This is a genomic window from Frankia sp. CpI1-P, from assembly GCF_001421075.1.
Lineage (GTDB): Bacteria > Actinomycetota > Actinomycetes > Frankiales > Frankiaceae > Frankia > Frankia torreyi.
The window spans coordinates 71,933-88,117 of sequence record NZ_LJJX01000001.1 but is presented as its reverse complement, the minus strand read 5'-3'; the positions used below and the strand labels follow the sequence as shown (position 1 = coordinate 88,117).

Here is a 16,185-nt window from a genome sequence, read left to right as displayed (position 1 = left end):
GATGTGCCGACTGTTCGGGCTGACCGGGGCCCCGCGACGGACCCGGGCCACGTTCTGGCTGCTCGACGCCCCGGACAGCCTCGACGAGCAGAGCCACCGCAACCCGGACGGCACGGGTCTGGGCTACTTCGACGCCGACGGCCGGGCGGAGCTGTTCCGCCAGCCGATCGCCGCCTGGGAGGACCGCCAGTTCGCCGCGCGGGCGCGCCAGGCACAGTCGACGACGTTCGTCGCCCACGTCCGGCACGCCTCCACCGGCGGGCTCGCGCCGCGCAACACCCACCCGTTCCGCCAGGACGGCCGGCTGTTCGCGCACAACGGGGTGATCGAGGGCCTCGACGTGCTGCAGGAGCATCTCGGTGCCGCCATGGCGCAGGTCGCCGGTGACACCGACTCCGAACGGCTCTTCGCCCTGATCACCCGGGAGATCCAGATCGCCGGCGGTGACGTCGCCGGCGGGATCACCGCCGCGGTGCGTTGGGTGGCCGCCACCCTGCCGGTCTACAGCATCAATCTGATCCTGATCGCGCCCGGGGACCTGTGGGCGCTGCGCTACCCGGACACCAACCGCCTGTACCTGCTGCGGCGACCCGGCGGCGGCCAGCCGCTGGACCACAGCGACGCCACAGGGGCGACGCGGGTCCACGCGGCGGAGCTGGCCAACGCGCCCGCCGTCGTCGTCGCCAGCGAGCCCATGGACGATCATCCCGGCTGGCGCTCGCTGCGCTCGGGTGAGCTCGTCCACGTCGACGCCGGCGGGCAGGTGCACTCCGTCACCATCCTGCCCGATCCCCCGGCGCACCCGCTCACCCTCGCNGACCTTCGCCCCGAGGCGGCGACCTCGCAGCAGCCCCACTGACCCGCCGCCCGGCCCGCACGCCCGATGAGATAGTGCTCTTCGNTGACCTAGTGCACTATGATGCCCGTCACGGATGCCGGGTTCATCGTGGACGAGGGAGAACGGCGTGACACAGACCACCTCCGACGGCGGACAGGCCGGGCCGGCCGACCAGGGACCCCTGGCGGGGCTGCGCGTCGTCGACCTGTCGGGCAGCCTGCCCGGGGCGCTGGCGACGCTGTTCCTCGCCGACGCCGGGGCCGACGTCGTGCTGGTCGAGCCGCCCGGCGGCAGCGCGCTGCGCCGGCGGGTCGACTGGCCGGTCCTCGGCCGCGGCCGACGCAGCGTCGTGGTGGACCTGCGCGCCGACGGCGGCCGCGACGAGCTCGACGCCCTGCTCGCCGACGCCGACGTCCTGGTCACCACGTACCGGCCGGAGACGCTCGCGGCGCTGCGGCTGACCGCCGCCGACCTCGCGGCGGCCCACCCGCGGCTGGTCAGCGCGTCGATCACCGGCTTCGGGCCGGCCGGGCCGTGGCGCGACCTGCCCGGCTACGAGGGCCTGGTGCTGGCGAAGCTCGGCGTCTTCCACGTCAAGGAGGCGATCACGGCGCGGCGCGGGCCGGCGTACGTGTCGGTGCCGTTCGCCTCCTGGGGCGCGGCGCACACCGCCGTGCACGGCATCCTCGCCGCGCTGCTCGAACGCGACGCCAGCGGGCTGGGCCAGCAGGTCGCCGCCGACCTCGCCCGCGGTGTCGGCGCCCTGGACACCTGGAACTTCTACACCGAGATCGTCGGCATCCGCTGGCCCGAGGCGTTCACCGTCGTCAACGCGTTCAACGCCGCCGGGGAGGTCCAGGGGCCGCTGGTGTACCCGCTGCTGACCGCGCCGACGAAGGACGGCACCTGGCTGCAGTTCGCGCAGGTCGAGCCGCGGCTGTTCGTCGCGCTGATGCGGGAGTTAGGCCTGGGGGACGTGTTCACCGACCCGAAGTGGGCCGGCATCCCCGCCCTGCCGACGCAGGAACTGCGCACCGAGCTGTGGGAGCTGATGATCGAACGGGTCGGGCAGCGGACCCTCGCCGAATGGGAGGAGGTGTTCGCCGCCAACGGCGACATCTCCGCCGAACCGTTCCGCCGCGGCGCCGACGCGCTGGCCCACCCGCAGCTCGTCCACGAGGGCCGCCGCGTCACCGTCACCGACCCCGAGCTCGGCCCGGTCGTGCAGCCCTCCACCCTCGTCCAGGCCGACGGCCGCCCGCTGCGCGAGCTCGCGCCCGCACCCCGCCTCGGCCAGTCGGCCGCCCCGACCGCGCCCGCCGCCCCGACCGCGCCGCCGGCGGGCGGCGCGGCCGGGCACCCGCTCGCCGGGATCATCGTGCTGGACTTCGGGCTGATGTTCGCCGGGCCGTTCGCCGCGACCCTGCTCGCCGACCTCGGCGCCCGCGTCATCAAGATCGAGACACTGGACGGCGACACCATCCGCCAGGTCGCCGGCTTCCCCGAGTCCGGCGGCGCCAAGGTCATGCAGGGCAAGGAGAGCCTGTGCGTCGACCTGGCCACCGACGAGGGCCGCGCGATCGTCCACGACCTCGCGAGGCGGGCCGACGTGGTGCTGCAGGCGTTCCGGGCGGGCGCCGCCGAACGCGCCGGCGTCGACGCCGCGACGCTGCGCGCCCTCAACCCCGACCTCGTCTACGTCAACGCCCCCGGCTACGGCACCGACGGCCCCTACGGCCGCCGCCCGGCCTATGCCCCGGCGATCGGCGCGGCCAGCGGGCTGGCGCTGACCGACGCCCCCGGCGTGCAGAGCGCGGTGACCACGGTGGCGCAGAAGAAGATCGGCGCGGTGCGCTGCTTCGCCGCCACGGCCGCCGTGCCGGTGCAGGCCGACGGCATCGCCGCCCTCGGCGCCGCCTCGGCGATCCTGCTGGGCCTCGTCGCCCGCAGCCGGGGCCGAGCCACGGGCACGCTGACGACGACGATGCTCGCGACCGCGACGCACGCCATCCTCGACCAGGTCGTGGACTACCCCGGCAGGCCGGCGCCGCGGGAGGTCGACGACGATGCCTGGGGGCTGTCCGCCCTCTACCGGATCTACCCGGCCGCGCACGGCTGGGTGTTCCTCGCCGCCCCCGCGGACAAGGAGTGGCCGTGCCTGGCCGCGGCGCTCGCCGCCCACACCGACCTCGACGCCGACCCGAGGTTCGCGACCGCGCCGGGCCGGGCCGAGCACGACGCCGCCCTCGCCGACGTGCTGGCCAAGACGTTCGGCACCCGGCCGGCCGCCGACTGGGAACGCGACCTCACCGCCGCCGGTGTCGGCTGCGTCGAGGTCGCCGGACGCTCCCAGCAGACGATCATCCAGGTGGAGCCAGCCGCGGCGGACGAGTACTGCGTGACGGTGCACAGCGACGTGTTCGACGAGCACCTGCGCCCCGGTCCCGCCACCCGCTTCTCCCGCTCCACCACGAGCCCGAAGGGCTTCACGTACGCCGGTGCGCACACCGACGCCCTCCTCACCGAACTCGGCTACGGCGCGGCCGCCATCGCCGACCTGCGCGAGCGCGGCATCGTCGGCGGCTGACCGGCACGGCCGCACCCACCGGACGGCCGCACCCACCGGACGGTCGCACCCACCGGACGGTCGCGCCGCCGGACGGTCGCGCCACCGGACGGGCCGGCCGCGCTAGCGGGGCAGGGGCGTCGGGTCGGAGCCGGCGGCCGGCACGTCGCGGCGCCCCGGGCCGGCGGCGGGTGGCGGGACCGTGACGAGGGCGGGGACCGCCTCCGGGCGTCCCTGCCCGGCCTCGGCGCCGCGGCGGGCGCGGATCCGCCCGCGCAGCCGACGCAGCGCGCGGGTCAGGGCCCGACCGACCACCTCGGCGAGCACCAGCAGCACGACCGCGACGATGCCGTCGGCCCAGAAGTGGTTCGCGGTGACGACGACGACGAGGGTCGTCACGATCGGATGCAGGACGATCAGCCACCGCCACCGGCTCGGGCTGATCCGGATGACCTCGTAGGCGATGAGGAACGCCCAGCCCACGTGCACCGAGGGCAGCGCCGAGAGCTGCGCGGCGACGCCGCTGCCGAACTCGCCGTACACCGACTGGCCGAGCAGCACCGCCTCGTCGACGAAGCCGACGGAGGTCAGCATCCGCGGCGGCGCCACCGGCAGGAACATGTGGAACAGCAGCGACGAGCCGGTGAACAGCACGATCGTCGTGCGCACCGGCGGGTAGGCGCGGCGGTGGCGGGCGAACAGCCACACCAGGAACAGGTTCATCGCCGGGAAGTGCACCCAGGAGTAGAAGTCGTTCGCCGCCCGCAGCAGGGTCTCGTGGCGCAGCATGAACCGTTCGAGCGTGACCTCGCTCGGCAGGTGCAGCCACTGCTCGGCCCGCCAGATCCATTCGGCGTGTTCGATCCCGCCGGCGACCCTGGTCACCCCGAGGATGCGGGCGATCTGCCAGAGCGTGAANAGGCCGAGGATGATGNCGNCCTCCCGGGACGCGGCGGCGATCAGCTCGATGCCGCGCCGCGGCCACCACCGGTGCACCACCCGGGCCACCACGGCCAGCGCCAGCAGCGCCCCGGCCCCGACCGCGGCCTGCTGCCACAGCGGCATCGCGCGCTCCCGTCTCCATCCCCGACATCGTGGTGTGCGGCGTACGCCGCAGATGGTGTGCGCCGTGCGCCGCGGCCAGGCCGGTCGGCGATGCGGACGCCCCGGCCGTCACGTTACGACCCGTTCGCGCCGGATGCCGTCACCGGCCCGCCGGCACCCGTAAAACCCACCGGCGCCGACGGCGGGCGCCCGCCACCCCTTGTGACGCAAACGTCAGATCATCTAGGGTCGTCTCACGTTGACCGGGATGGACTGATACGGGAGGTCTGGGATGGCGGACGTCGGCATCGTGCTCGTGCACGGCGGTCAGCACGCCGGGGACTGCTGGGAACCCACCGTCGCCGAGATCGGCTTACAGGCGCCGGGTACGCCGGTCCTCGCCGTCGACCTGCCCGGCCGGCGCTCGGCGCCCGCCGACCTGGCCACGGTCACCGTCGACGACTGGGTGACGAGCACGATCGCGCAGATCGACGCCGCCGGCATCGGCGAGTTCATCATCGTCGGCCATTCGATGGCCGGCCTGACCGTGCCCGGCGTCGTCGCGCGGCTGGGTCCCACGCGCGTGCGCCGGATGATCCTGCTGGGCGCGGCCGTGCCGCCACAGGGCCGCTCGATCGTCGACACGGTACCCGGCATCCTGGGCTGGGTCGCCCGCCGCAAGGCCGCGACCGGCCGTCCCGCCGCGCCGATGCCGCGGCTGCTGGCGCGCTACTCGTTCTGCAACGNCATGACCCGCGAGCAGCGGGCGTTCAACCTGTCCCGGCTCTACGGCGAGTCCACTGGGGTGACGATCGAGCCCACCGACCGCACCGACCTCGACCGCTCCGTCCCCCGCACCTGGCTGCTGACCCTGCGCGACCGCGCCCAGACGCCTGCCACCCAGCGCCGCTCCATCGAGGCGTTGGGCGGCGTCGACGAGATCGTCGACCTCGACACCGGCCACAACGCCATGATCAGCCACCCCGCCGAACTGGCCCGCCTCCTGCTCGACCGCGCCGGCCACGCCCTCCCCCACCCCACCGCCTGACCAGCCTCGCGCCCGGGGAGCGCTATCTCGTCGCCTCCGGCTGACAACGCGGTCAGGGCAGAAGGCGCCGCCCNACGGCGCCTCCCACCGCCGAGCAGCGGGGCCGGCCACGGCTCCGGACCTACTCCGTCGATCCAGGTGCCGCGGAACCGCGTCACGCTGCCAGCGTTTGGCCTTCAGCTCAGGGATCATGGTGATTCCGCGAAGACCCCTGCCGCTCCGGACTCGGCTGTTGCCCGATATCCGCCTCGTTGATCAAGGTGTTCCGCGGAACCGTGTCGCGGTCCCCGCGCCTACGCGGCTGGTGGTCTCTCTCCCACGCATCCACCCCGAACACCGACCCGTCGCCGCCACGCTCCGCGATCGCCGCCACCGCCACGAGCACGTGACACGGTCATTCAGATTCCGCGGAACCGGGTCCCGAGGTACGCGGCCGGCCAGGCCGGCCATCGGGCCGGACTGCGCCGTCGACATCGACAGCGCAGAAAACGGGTCGCCCCGGCGCCGGTGGGACGTTAGCTTCCTCGGCATGATCGACGACGATCCCACGGACCTCGTGCATCGCAGCTATGACGCGATCTCCTATCACTACCGGCGAGAGGCCGACGTCAGCCTTCCCGGGGAGCCCGACGGTCGACCAGGGCGGCGAGCCACGCGGGGGTGACATGGGCGAGGCTCGGCACGACAGCGTCGGCGGGGACGTCGGGGGGCTGCGGCGTCGANGGGACGAGCACGGTCACGCAACCGGCGGCCAGGCCCGCCGTCGCGCCCGAGGCGCTGTCCTCCAGCACGACGCAGCGCGCTGGCGGCACGGCGAGCAGGCGGCTGGCCCGCAGGTACGGCTCGGGATCCGGCTTGCCGCGCACCACCTCGTCTCCGGCGACCGACACCTGGAAGCGGGCGGCGCCGACCGCGCCGAGCACGTGGTCCATGAGCACCCGGGCCGACGACGACACCAGCGCCAGTGGCACCCGGTGCACCGCGAGCGCGCCGAGCAGCTCGACGGCGCCGGGCCGCGCCACGATCGCCCCCGGCGCGGCGAACAGCTCGACGATGCGGCCCATGACGAACCGCGCCGCCTCGGCGAAGCGCGATCCGTCCACCCCGAGCAGCGACAGCATGAGGTGCAGCGCCGTGTCCGGGCCGCGGCCCATGAGCGCCGCCTTGATCTCGGGGGTGAACACGCCGCCGAGGTGGGCGGCGAGGTCCTCCTGCGCCCGCGTCCACAGCCGCTCGGTGTCGACGAGCAGGCCGTCCATGTCGAACAGCACCGCCGCCGGCGCCCTCCCCTCACGTAGCCCCGCTACGGCAGACGTCATCGGTCGAGCCTGGCACATCCGCGACCCCCGCAGGCCTCGATCACGCCCCCGGCGTGGCCGGCGGAGGTCCCGGCGGGCGCGGCCGGCGCACGGCCCGCCGGGGGTGCGGTCTCAGCGCGGGCCGCCGGGGGTCAGCAACCAGCGGACGACGGCCGCCGTGCCGGCGCGGTTGGAGCCAAGGTGGTCGACGCCCGCGCCGAGGTCGACGATCGGGGCGTCGACGCCGTGCCCGCGCAGCGCCGCGCGGCAGTGCTCGCTGTTCGCCCGGGGCACCTGGGTGTCCGCGCCGCCGACGTAGAGCCGCACCGGCGCGGGCAGCGACCGGGGCAGCGACCGGGGGCCCGGTGGCGTGGAGCAGGTCGCGTCGGCCACCGCCAGCGCCGCCGCGAGCCGGCCCCGCGGATGGTGGACCAGCTCGGCGCCGCGCGGGGTGAGCAGGGCGTCGATGCTCGCCGGCAGGCCGGCGACGAACTGCTGGCCGGAGTGCTCGCCATCGAACAGCGCCTCGACCGACGGGTCGCGGAAGACTTCGGCGGGCGTGTCGTAGAGGTGGTGCAGCCGGTTGAACGCGACGAGCAGGTAGGCGGTGTAGCCGACGCCGTAGGGCCATTCGACCCGACCGTCCAGCAACGCCGGCAGCTCCACCGAGCGAAAGTCGTAGGCGCCGCTGACCGGCGCGAGCGCGCCGAGGCGCAGCGACGGGTCGGCGCCGGCCTGCAGCGCCGCGCCGAGGCCGGTCGCCGCCGAGGCGCCCTGCGAGAACCCCGTCACCAGGACCCGCGGGTCGACCGTGCGCCCCTGGGTGGCGACGAACGTCCGGGTGGCGCGCAGCAGGTCGAGCGACGCCGACACCTCGGACGGCACGTCCATCCACGGGTGCGGGCCCGGCCCGACGCCGAGGCCGAGGTAGTCGGGGGCGGCCGCGGCGAAGCCGGCCGCCGCGTAGGTGAGCGCCGGGGCCTGCCCCCAACCGTCGGCGGCCAGGTCCGTCGCCGTCGACGGGGCGTCGGCGCGGGCGATCTCGGTGCCGTGGGTGTAGGAGACGACGCGCAGCCGGCGGTCGCCGGTGGCGGGCAGGGCCAGCAGGCCGCTGGCGGTGGTCGCCCGCCCGCGCGGGTCGATCGTGCGGTAGACCAGCCGGTAGGTGACCACGCCCGCGCGCACGACCGCCGGGTCCGCGTCGAAGCCGCTCGCGGTCAGCACCGCCCGCACCTGCGCCGCGGACAGGACCCGCAACCGCTCGGACGAGATCACCCCGCCGCGGTCCACATGTCCCGCGGTCGAGAGCGGCGATGTCGCGACGACGGTAGAGGCGACGACAGCGGCAGACGCGATGGACCCGGCAGGCACGGTGGCGGGAGCTGCGGTGGCGGGAGCTGCGGTGGCGGGAGCTGCGGCGCTGCCGAGGGCGCCGGCGGCCGTCAGCGCGAGGACGGCGAGCGCGGCGGCCGCCCGCCGCCTCGGGAAGCGGCCTGGCGGGATGGTCGTTTCGTCGCGGAAACGTCTGTCATGAGGACGTACGGTCATGTCGATCACGCTAGAGAGCCCGGCGCCCCGCCCCCATCCGGCCAGCGGCCGAACCCGTCGGGGGACTGCCCCCGTCCGTTTCCTGGGGATGTCCTCACGTCTCGTCGGGGTCCGGTTGGCCGTCGCCGTGCCACTGCCCGGCGGCCGGCCGCCGGCGAGGTCGGTTCTGCGGTGCGTTGCGCACGGTCTGGGCCGGTGAAACGTACGCACCGCACCGCAATGCGGTCGGCGTGCGCGGTCGGCACGGCGGAACTGTCCGGCGGGGGGCGGCGGCGCCCCCCGCCGGACCGAGGCGGCCCGCGCGACGGCCGGGGCCGGGCCGTCGCGCGGAGCCGTCAGAGGGTCGGGCCGAGCGCCTTGCCGCACAGGTTGTCCTGCGCGACGGTGAAGGCGCTGCCCGACGGGTTGACCTGCATCAGCGCGAAGCAGGTCGGCTGGCGACCTCGGGTCGCGCCGACGTTGGTCGGTTGGATGAGGCCGCTGGCGTCGTAGTGGGTCAGGGTGCGCATCCCGGCGAGGAAGGACTGCCGGGTGGGGCAGGGTCCCGCGGCCTGCAACCCGCGCAGGAGCAGGTCGGTGTCGATGTAGCCGATCAGGCCGAACTCCTGCTCGGGGTCGTCGGTCTGCGGCGAGTAGCGCGCCATCACGTCGAGGTAGTGCGCGATCGGGGCGCCCCCGGCCTCGAACGGCCGGTAGAACACCGGGACCAGCACCCCGGCCAGGTCGGGGCCGTGGTGGCGCAGCAGGCTGTGGTCGTAGCCGGTCATCGACAGCACCACCTTCGGGCTCCCCCCGGCCTCGCGGATCGCGCGCAGCACCGGCGGCAGGGCCGGGGGGGTGAGCATGGTGACGATGGTGTCCGCGCCGGAGTCGACGATCTGGCGGGCGACGTCGGTCACGCTGTCCGCGTCGGGGGTGTAGGCGTGGCTGCCGACGACCTGCACGCCGAGGGCCTGCAGGCTCTGCCCGACCCGCAGGGTCGCGCCGGAGACCCCCGCGGACATCGCGCTGTACAGCAGGAAGGCGGACGTGCCGCCGCGGTCGTGGACGAAGCGGCCGTAGGTGTCGATCGGCGCGCCGAGGGTGTTGGAGAACGAGAACATGTTCCCGTATCGCGTCCAGACGTCCTCGGCGGCGAGGCCCACCGTGGGGATCCCCCGATCAGCGAGGTACTTCGCGCTGCCGGTGGCGGCGACGGTGAACTCCAGCAGGCCGAACACGCCGCGCTGGTCGATCAGCTCCCGGGCGCCGTTGCTGTTCCCCTCGACGGTGCCGGCGTCGTCGCGCCATTCGTAGACGACTTTCCGTCCCTGTATCCCGCCGGCGGCGTTGACCTCGCCGAGGCGGGCGTCGACGCCGGCCCGCAGCGCCGGAAACGCGCCGGCGAGCAGGCCCGAGTCGGGGTAGAGCAGGCCGACTCGAACCTCGTCGGGCGTCACCCCCGGCGCCGCCCTGCCCCCGGTGCAGGACGCCGCCGAGGAGGTTGCCCCGGAGCATCCGGTCCCGACGACCAGACCCAGCAGGATCGTCGACATTCCCAGCTTCGCCGGCAGGCTCAGCTTCGCCGGCAGGCTCAGTTTCGCCGGCAGGATCAGTTTCACGGCACAGCGGCGCATTCGAAGGTGACCCCCATGCTGACGCGGNGCACCGCCACCACAAACGGCTCCGCAAAACGGTTCGGAATCATTCAGCCAGAATGGTCGCTGCGGTCGGGCGGCATTGGCGCGGCATCATCGGCAGTGCGCTCCGCCGCCGGGGGGCCGTCCGATCCGGACCGGAGAAGACGCCCACCGAACGCGTTGACCTGTCCAGACTGCCCGGCACGTCTCGGTCGGGCCGCCACCGGCCGGAACCGAATGCGGTTTCCGGTCGGTGAAACGACAGTACTAAGCCATCCAGCACCAGGGGTCACATTGCGATGACGACACGGCATGGCACGATGGTGCACGGTACCGGGCCCCCAAAGCAATATGCAAGAGAAACGCGGTTCGGGGTGCAACAAGAAGTTGCACCCCGAACCGCGTCACCGGTAATCAGTTTCCAGTTTGTATCCGGAGGGTTTCTCTACCCGTCCGGTCGACCGTGGACGGTCAGACTTTCTGGTCGATCGCGAAGCCGGCCGGGATGAGGATGTCCTCGGGCGACAGTTCGTGNACCGACGCATGGCCGAGCCCCAGCAGCGTCTCGCTCACGCCCTGCCGGAGGATCTCCAGCACGTTCGTCACCCCGCGCTCGCCGCCGGCGGCCATGCCGAACAGGGCGGCCCGGCCGATCAGCACCGCGCGGGCGCCGAGCGCGAGCGCCTTGACGACGTCGCTGCCACGGCGGATCCCACCGTCGAGCAGCACCTCCACCTGGTCACCCACCGCGTCGACGACGCCGGGCAGGCAGCGGATCGACGCCGGGGTGGAGTCGAGGTTGTTGCCGCCGTGGTTGGACACCGAGATCGCGCTCGCGCCGACGTCCACCGCGTGGCGGGCGTCGTCCGGCCGGGTGATCCCCTTGATCATGAAGGGGCCGCCCCACTGCTCGCGCAGCCAGGCCAGGTCCGACCAGGTCGGCGGGGGCGTGCCGATCCACTGGCCGTAGGCGCCGAAGAAGGTCGGCGGCGTCGCCTCCCGCGGACCGAGGTTCGGCACGCCGAGGTCGGGCAGCGACCGGCTGCGCAGCCAGCGGGCGAGGTACCCCGGGCGCACGGCGACCTGCGGGGCGTAGCGCGCCATCGCCTTGAGGTCCAGCTTCTCCGGGATGAACGGGCTGCCCCAGTCCCGCCGCGAGTCGAACACCCAGTCCAGCGTCACGATCAGGCCCTTGGCGCCCGCCGCCCGGGCCCGCTCGGCGCGGGCGAGGATCTCCTCGCGCGCCCCCACCCAGTAGGTCTGGAACAGCAGCTTGTCGTTGACCGCGCCGACCTCCTCCACCGGCTTGGAGGCGAACGAGGACAGGCTCATCGCCGTGCCCGCGCCGGCGGCGGCCCGGGCGACGGCGACCTCGCCGTCGGGATGCACCGCCTGCACCCCGGTCGGCGAGATGAGCACCGGGAAGCTGATCTGCTGCCCCATCACCGTCGTCGACAGGTCGCGGGTCGCCGGCAGGTCGGCGACCCGGGGCCGGATCTTCAGCTCACCGAACGCGTCGACGTTGTCGTTCATCGTCACGCCGGCCTCGGTCCCGGCGACGAGCGCCTGGTACACCCCCCGCGGCAGCCGCTTACGCGCCCTGCGCTGGGCCTCGGCGACCGTTTCGAACCATGTTCTTGTGCTGGCCATCGCACTCCCACCTCGTCGTGTCCGCCCGCCACCGACCGACGATCGACGGGCCCGGATGCCTCGCCCGGCCGGGCACCGGCCGCACGTGACAGAACATCGGCCGGCAGGGTCGGGCACGATTTGGCACCGAGTGCCACTATAGCGATGCCGGTGACGGTACGCACCGGTCGCCGGGGCGGATAATCCGAGGTGTGCGCCGGCCGTTCGCCCACGAGTTCGTCCTGGTCCTGGCGCCCGGCGGCGACGAGCGCGCGCCCGGCGCGGCGATCACGGCGGCACTGTGCGGGCGCTGGGAGCATCCGCCGCCCTGCCCGCAGGCCACCTGCCCGGCGAGCCCGCCGCCGCTGCGATACCGCGCACGCGGTGGCGGCTCGTGACAAGCCGGCCCTGCGAGGTCCGCCCGGACGAGGCCGAGCGTGCCCGCCGCCTCACCGCCGGCTGACCGCCGCGGACCCGGCGGCCGAGGGCGCCCGGTTCCGCGGAACACCATGATCATCGAGAGTCGCACTCGGGCCGAGCGTTCCCGCGTCCAACCGATCACGCACAGATGTGAAGATCGGTCCGCGGCAGTCCGGCCGCGTGGCGGTCAGCAGATGCTGGAGGTTGATCCCCGTTCGCCCGGCCCAAACCGTCATCACCCTCCGCGCCCTGAGCGACCGCGCCCTGAGCGACCGAGACCTGAGCGACCGAGACCTGAGCGACCGAGACCTGAGTGGTCCGTCGCCGGGGTCCGATCGGGCGACGGGGCGGGGTCACCTCGGCGCTCGATGTGCCACGGGCCACCAGATCCTTCGCATCTGAAGACAGGGACAGCGGACGGACACCTGGCGTCACGAGAGCGATGCGGAACCACTCGCCTGGAGGCGTCTGGAGGGCCCCGTATCAGTGTGGCGAGCACGAGACCGCGCCACGCGCCCGAGCCCCGACGCGACTCGACGATCAAGGTGTTCCGCGGAACCGTGTGGACGGCGAGCCGCGAGGGCGGTCAGGCGGAGGCGTGGCGGCGGGCCTGGCGGAACAGGTCGACGACGGCGTCGACGGATCCGACCTCGGTCCAGGTGCGGGCGGCGCCGAACGAGGCGTTCCAGAAGCCGGCGGGCAGGTTCGGCGGCGGCAGCGGCGGGCCGACGTAGGCGTAGGGCGCCGCGACCGCCTCGTCCCCCGGCGACACCCCGTAGTTGATCTTCCCGGCGCGGATCGCGACGTCGAAATGCTCCGGCCACAGCGTGGGCGGGCTCGGCGCGTCGGCGGGGATCTCGGCCGACCAGCGGCGCAGCGCCGCGTCGCCCAGGGCGTACCAGTCGGCGAGGCGGCGGGCGGCGGAGGGGTCGATGTCCAGCGGCTCGTCGGGGNGGCAGGGGGNGCTCAGCCGGTAGACCGCCGCCGGGCCGCCCGGGTCGATGCCGGCCAGGCGCGCCGCCTCGCGCAGCGTCGTCAGCGGACCCCGCGCCGTCTCGGTGTCCCCGTCGCGCACGACCAGGTCGGTGCCGACCACGGCCACGGTGCGCCCGCCGGGGCCGAACGGGGGCGTGGCGAACCCGCCGGGGGTGACGGCCAGACCGAGGTGGCCGCTCGCCCGGTGGCGCGCCGCCGCGAGGACGTGCTCGGCGACGGCGTGCAGCGCGCGGCGGGTCCGGGCGAGGCCGTCGACGCCGGCGCCGGGATCGGGCGACGGCGGGGGCCCTGGTTCGGTGCTCATGCCGCCGACCCTCTCGCGCGTCGGCGTCGGGCGCCAGGCCGGTCCTGGCCCGGCCCCCCGGTGACTTGCATTTCGTTAGCCACTATCGTTTCGTACGCCCACCGTTGCAGCCGCAACGGTGTCCCGGCCTGACCGCCCCTGGAGGTCCCGTGACCGCCCCCTCGTCCGAGCTCGCACCGCTGCCGCTCGTCCCCGGAACCTGGACGCTCGACACGGCGCACTCCGCCATCAGCTTCCAGATCCGCCACCTCGGCGTCACCAACGTCCGCGGCCGCTTCGACACGTTCTCGGCGACCCTCGCCGTCGGCGAGACGCTCCAGTCGGTCGCCGTCGAGGCCTCGATCGACCTGGCCTCGATCAACACCAACCAGGCCGACCGGGACGCGCACCTGCGTTCCACCGACTTCTTCGACCTGGCCGCGCACCCGGCGATGACCTTCGTGTCGAGCTCCATCTCCGGCAGCGGCGAGGAGTACGAGCTGACCGGCGACCTGAGCATCAACGGCGTGACCAAGCCGGTGACGTTCGCGGTGGAGTTCTACGGCGTCGACACCCACCCGGCCGACGGCCGCGTCCGCTCCGGGTTCTCGGCGACCGGCGAGATCAAGCGCAGCGACTACGGCATCAACTTCAACATGCCGCTCGGCGCCGGCAAGCTCGCCCTGGCCGACAAGGTGAAGATCGAGCTCGACCTGCAGTTCATCGCCCCCTGACCCTCCGCACAACCTCACCGCATACACGCTCTGGCGCCGGGGAGGCCGGGACGTCCCGGCTCGCCCCGGCGTTCGCGCGCCGGTGTCGCGCCGTCCCCCGTCACACCGTCCCCGTCACACCGTCTGCCGCGCGCAGGCATTCCGCGACCAGGCGTCGTGGCGTTCAGTCGCAGCCGGAGGCCGCCGCCCGCGGGTCGGCGGGGACGAGATGCTCCTGCGCCCACAGCTCCAGGGCGTGCAGCGCCGGGCGCAGCGCCTCGCCGCAGGAGGTCAGCCGGTAGCGGGTGGCCAGCGGCGGCCCGCCGAGGACCTCCCGCTCGACCAGCCCGGCCTGGGACAGCTCGGCCAGGCGCCCGGACAGCATCCGCTCGCTCACCCCGGGCACCAGCTTCGCGATCTCGGNAAAGCGGGCCGGGCCGGCCAGCAGCGTGCCGATAATCAATCCGCTCCACCGCTTGCCCAGCAGGGCGAAGACGGGGGTGAGCGCCTGGCAGCTCACCCCGTCCGGCGGCATCGGGACCATGCGGTCATGCTAACGAGCCCGGCCCCGACGACCACCCGTTCGGTTGATCCCCGTCAACGCGCGACCCCGGCAGCCGGCGCGACCGCGGTAGCCGGGTCGAAGCCGGCGAGCGGGTCCTCCTGGCAGGCGCTGACCGGGGGCAGGGCCGGGGACAGCACGCTCGGTGCGCGGCCGATCGTCACCGGCACCGGACCGCTGCCGCGGCGCTTTGATGCCGTGGCGATCGAGCGGGAGTGGTCGACCGACGGCTTCGGCGGGGCGGTGTCGCCGCGGGCGAGCAGCGCGTCGACGCCGTGGCCGACCACGCACTCCGGGTCGGGGCCGTCGAGCGGCAGGCCGGTGAAGAACTTCGCCGCCATGCAACCGCCCTGGCAGGCGTCGAAGTGCCCGCAGGACGCGCACGCCCCGGCGGACTGCGGCTCGCGCAGCGCCGCGAACAGCTCCGAGGTCCGCCACACCCCGGTGAAGCCGCCGGTGTCGCGCACGTTGCCGGCGAGGAACTCGTCGTGGATGGCGAACGGGCAGGCGTAGACGTCGCCGACCGGGTCGATCAGGCAGACCACCCGGCCGGCACCGCACAGGTTCAGCCCCGGCAGCGCCTGGCCGTAGGCGGACAGGTGGAAGAAGGAGTCGCCGGTCAGCACGTTCTCNCCGGCGGCGACGAGCCAGTCGTAGAGCTCGCGCTGCTGGGCGGCGGTCGGGTGCAGCTCGTCCCACACGTCGGCGCCGCGCCCGGACGGACGCAGCCGGGTCAGCCGGAGCTGGGCGCCGTAGCGGTCCGCCAGCGCGGCGAAGGCGTCGAGCTGGCCGACGTTCTGGCGGGTGACGACGACGGACAGCTTGAACCCGCGGAAACCCGCCTCGGCCAGGTTCGCCATCGCGCGCACCGCGGTGTCGTACGAGCCGGGGCCGCGCACCGCGTCGTTGACCTCGGCGGTCGCGCCGTCGAGGGAGATCTGCACGTCGACGTAGTCGCTGGCGGCGAGCCGGGTGGCGACCTCGGGAGTGATCCGCACACCGTTGGTGGAGAACTTCACGCCGACGTGGTGGGCGGTGGCGTAGTCGACCAGCTCCCAGAAGTCGGCGCGCACGGTCGGTTCACCGCCGCCGATGTTGACGTAGAAGACCTGCATGCGCTCCAGCTCGTCGATGACCGCGCGGCACTCGGCGGTCGTCAGCTCGCGGGGGTCGCGCCGTCCGGAGCTGGACAGGCAGTGCCGGCAGGCCAGGTTGCAGGCGTAGGTGAGCTCCCACGTCAGACAGATGGGGGCGGCAAGTCCGCGGGCGAAGTGGTCGACGAGACGCGCCGGGGCGGCGGTGGTCACGGGGTGCTCCCCTCGACGATCATGGAGGACGCGGCGAGGGTCGCCAGCGCCCGCTGGTAGCGGCCGAGATCCGCGGTGGGCAGCCCGACGGCGGCCGCCGCGGCCCGCGCGCTGGTATGCGCCGGCAGGGCCTCCACCAGCGCGAGCAGCCCCGGCTCCTTGAGGAACGACAGCTTGCGGGTGCCGAAGTGGTAGAGCAGCGCCCCGAACGACTCCGGCCGCACGGACACCTGGGGATGCAGGCGCCAGGCCCGGTCCAGGTCGAACGCGGCGGCGGCCGGCGAGAGGCCGGCCGCGCCGCGCTCATCCGTCAC

The 16,185-nt window shown here is 74.1% G+C and carries 10 protein-coding genes and 8 pseudogenes; 6 read left to right on the top strand and 12 right to left on the bottom strand.

The window, feature by feature from the left end; translation table 11 throughout:
* Position 1: 1 nt before the first annotated feature.
* Together FF86_RS00400 and FF86_RS00395 are read left to right on the top strand one after the other, a co-directional pair.
* A pseudogene (locus tag FF86_RS00400) lies at positions 2–816 on the top strand (class II glutamine amidotransferase); the annotation flags it as partial.
* 116 nt (positions 817–932) lie between these two features.
* The gene (locus tag FF86_RS00395) at positions 933–3,425 is read left to right on the top strand and encodes a CoA transferase (RefSeq protein WP_044883235.1); all 2,493 of its coding nucleotides are present in this window, start codon (positions 933–935) and stop codon (positions 3,423–3,425) included.
* Between the two features lie 102 nt (positions 3,426–3,527).
* Here FF86_RS00395 and FF86_RS00390 read toward each other — a convergent pair whose 3' ends face one another.
* Complete coding sequence (locus FF86_RS00390) at positions 3,528–4,289, bottom strand: phosphatase PAP2 family protein (protein WP_255354311.1); 762 nt, start codon at positions 4,287–4,289, stop codon at positions 3,528–3,530.
* Positions 4,290–4,740: 451 nt separating this feature from the next.
* Here FF86_RS00390 and FF86_RS37260 point away from each other — a divergent pair.
* Both FF86_RS37260 and FF86_RS37255 read left to right on the top strand, forming a co-directional pair.
* Positions 4,741–5,194, top strand: a pseudogene (locus FF86_RS37260) (alpha/beta fold hydrolase); the annotation flags it as partial.
* Between the two features lies 1 nt (position 5,195).
* A pseudogene (locus FF86_RS37255) lies at positions 5,196–5,496 on the top strand (alpha/beta hydrolase); the annotation flags it as partial.
* Positions 5,497–6,219: 723 nt separating this feature from the next.
* Here the strand turns inward: FF86_RS37255 and FF86_RS00375 are convergent.
* The 5 genes and pseudogenes from FF86_RS00375 to mftD form a co-directional block, all read right to left on the bottom strand.
* On the bottom strand, positions 6,220–6,815 hold a 596-nt coding region (locus FF86_RS00375), incomplete at its 3' end, for an HAD family phosphatase (RefSeq protein ID WP_242417917.1).
* Positions 6,816–6,926: 111 nt separating this feature from the next.
* Entirely contained in the window at positions 6,927–8,342 is a 1,416-nt protein-coding gene (locus FF86_RS00370; RefSeq protein WP_242417916.1) for a lipase, read from the bottom strand.
* A gap of 335 nt (positions 8,343–8,677) precedes the next feature.
* Complete coding sequence (locus FF86_RS00365; RefSeq protein ID WP_052680916.1) at positions 8,678–9,781, bottom strand: ABC transporter substrate-binding protein; 1,104 nt, start codon at positions 9,779–9,781, stop codon at positions 8,678–8,680.
* A 651-nt stretch (positions 9,782–10,432) separates the two neighbouring features.
* A pseudogene (locus tag FF86_RS61630) lies at positions 10,433–10,495 on the bottom strand (hypothetical protein); the annotation flags it as partial.
* Position 10,496: 1 nt separating this feature from the next.
* On the bottom strand, positions 10,497–11,611 hold a 1,115-nt coding region (mftD, locus tag FF86_RS00360), incomplete at its 3' end, for a pre-mycofactocin synthase MftD (RefSeq protein WP_242417915.1).
* A 191-nt stretch (positions 11,612–11,802) separates the two neighbouring features.
* Between mftD and FF86_RS37250 the strand changes: the two genes are divergently transcribed.
* On the top strand, positions 11,803–11,988 hold the full coding sequence (locus tag FF86_RS37250) for a hypothetical protein (protein ID WP_044883240.1): 186 nt from the start codon (positions 11,803–11,805) through the stop codon (positions 11,986–11,988).
* Positions 11,989–12,974: 986 nt separating this feature from the next.
* Here the strand turns inward: FF86_RS37250 and FF86_RS37245 are convergent.
* Positions 12,975–13,310: pseudogene (locus FF86_RS37245) on the bottom strand (hypothetical protein); the annotation flags it as partial.
* Between the two features lie 149 nt (positions 13,311–13,459).
* On the opposite strand from FF86_RS37245, the gene FF86_RS00340 reads away from it, so the two are divergent.
* A complete protein-coding gene (locus FF86_RS00340) occupies positions 13,460–14,023 on the top strand; it encodes a YceI family protein (protein WP_082121607.1) in 564 nt (187 codons plus the stop codon).
* A gap of 163 nt (positions 14,024–14,186) precedes the next feature.
* Here FF86_RS00340 and FF86_RS00335 read toward each other — a convergent pair.
* The 5 genes and pseudogenes from FF86_RS00335 to mftB all read right to left on the bottom strand — a co-directional run.
* Positions 14,187–14,425 (bottom strand): annotated as a pseudogene (locus FF86_RS00335) (winged helix-turn-helix transcriptional regulator); the annotation flags it as partial.
* Position 14,426: 1 nt separating this feature from the next.
* A pseudogene (locus FF86_RS61625) lies at positions 14,427–14,546 on the bottom strand (transcriptional regulator); the annotation flags it as partial.
* A 53-nt stretch (positions 14,547–14,599) separates the two neighbouring features.
* A pseudogene (locus tag FF86_RS37240) lies at positions 14,600–15,196 on the bottom strand (SPASM domain-containing protein); the annotation flags it as partial.
* 1 nt (position 15,197) lies between these two features.
* On the bottom strand, positions 15,198–15,871 hold a 674-nt coding region (gene mftC, locus FF86_RS37235), incomplete at its 3' end, for a mycofactocin radical SAM maturase (protein WP_242417914.1).
* Positions 15,868–16,185: a mycofactocin biosynthesis chaperone MftB gene (gene mftB, locus FF86_RS00325; RefSeq protein ID WP_044883243.1), complete on the bottom strand. Its 318-nt coding sequence runs from the start codon at positions 16,183–16,185 to the stop codon at positions 15,868–15,870. The genes mftC and mftB, both read right to left, overlap by 4 nt.

Coding starts and splice junctions, on each gene's coding strand:
- FF86_RS00370 (WP_242417916.1), bottom strand. CDS start 8,342: ATGACCGTACGTCCTCATGACAGACGTTTCCGCGACGAAACGACCATC.
- FF86_RS00395 (WP_044883235.1), top strand. CDS start 933: ATGCCGGGTTCATCGTGGACGAGGGAGAACGGCGTGACACAGACCACC.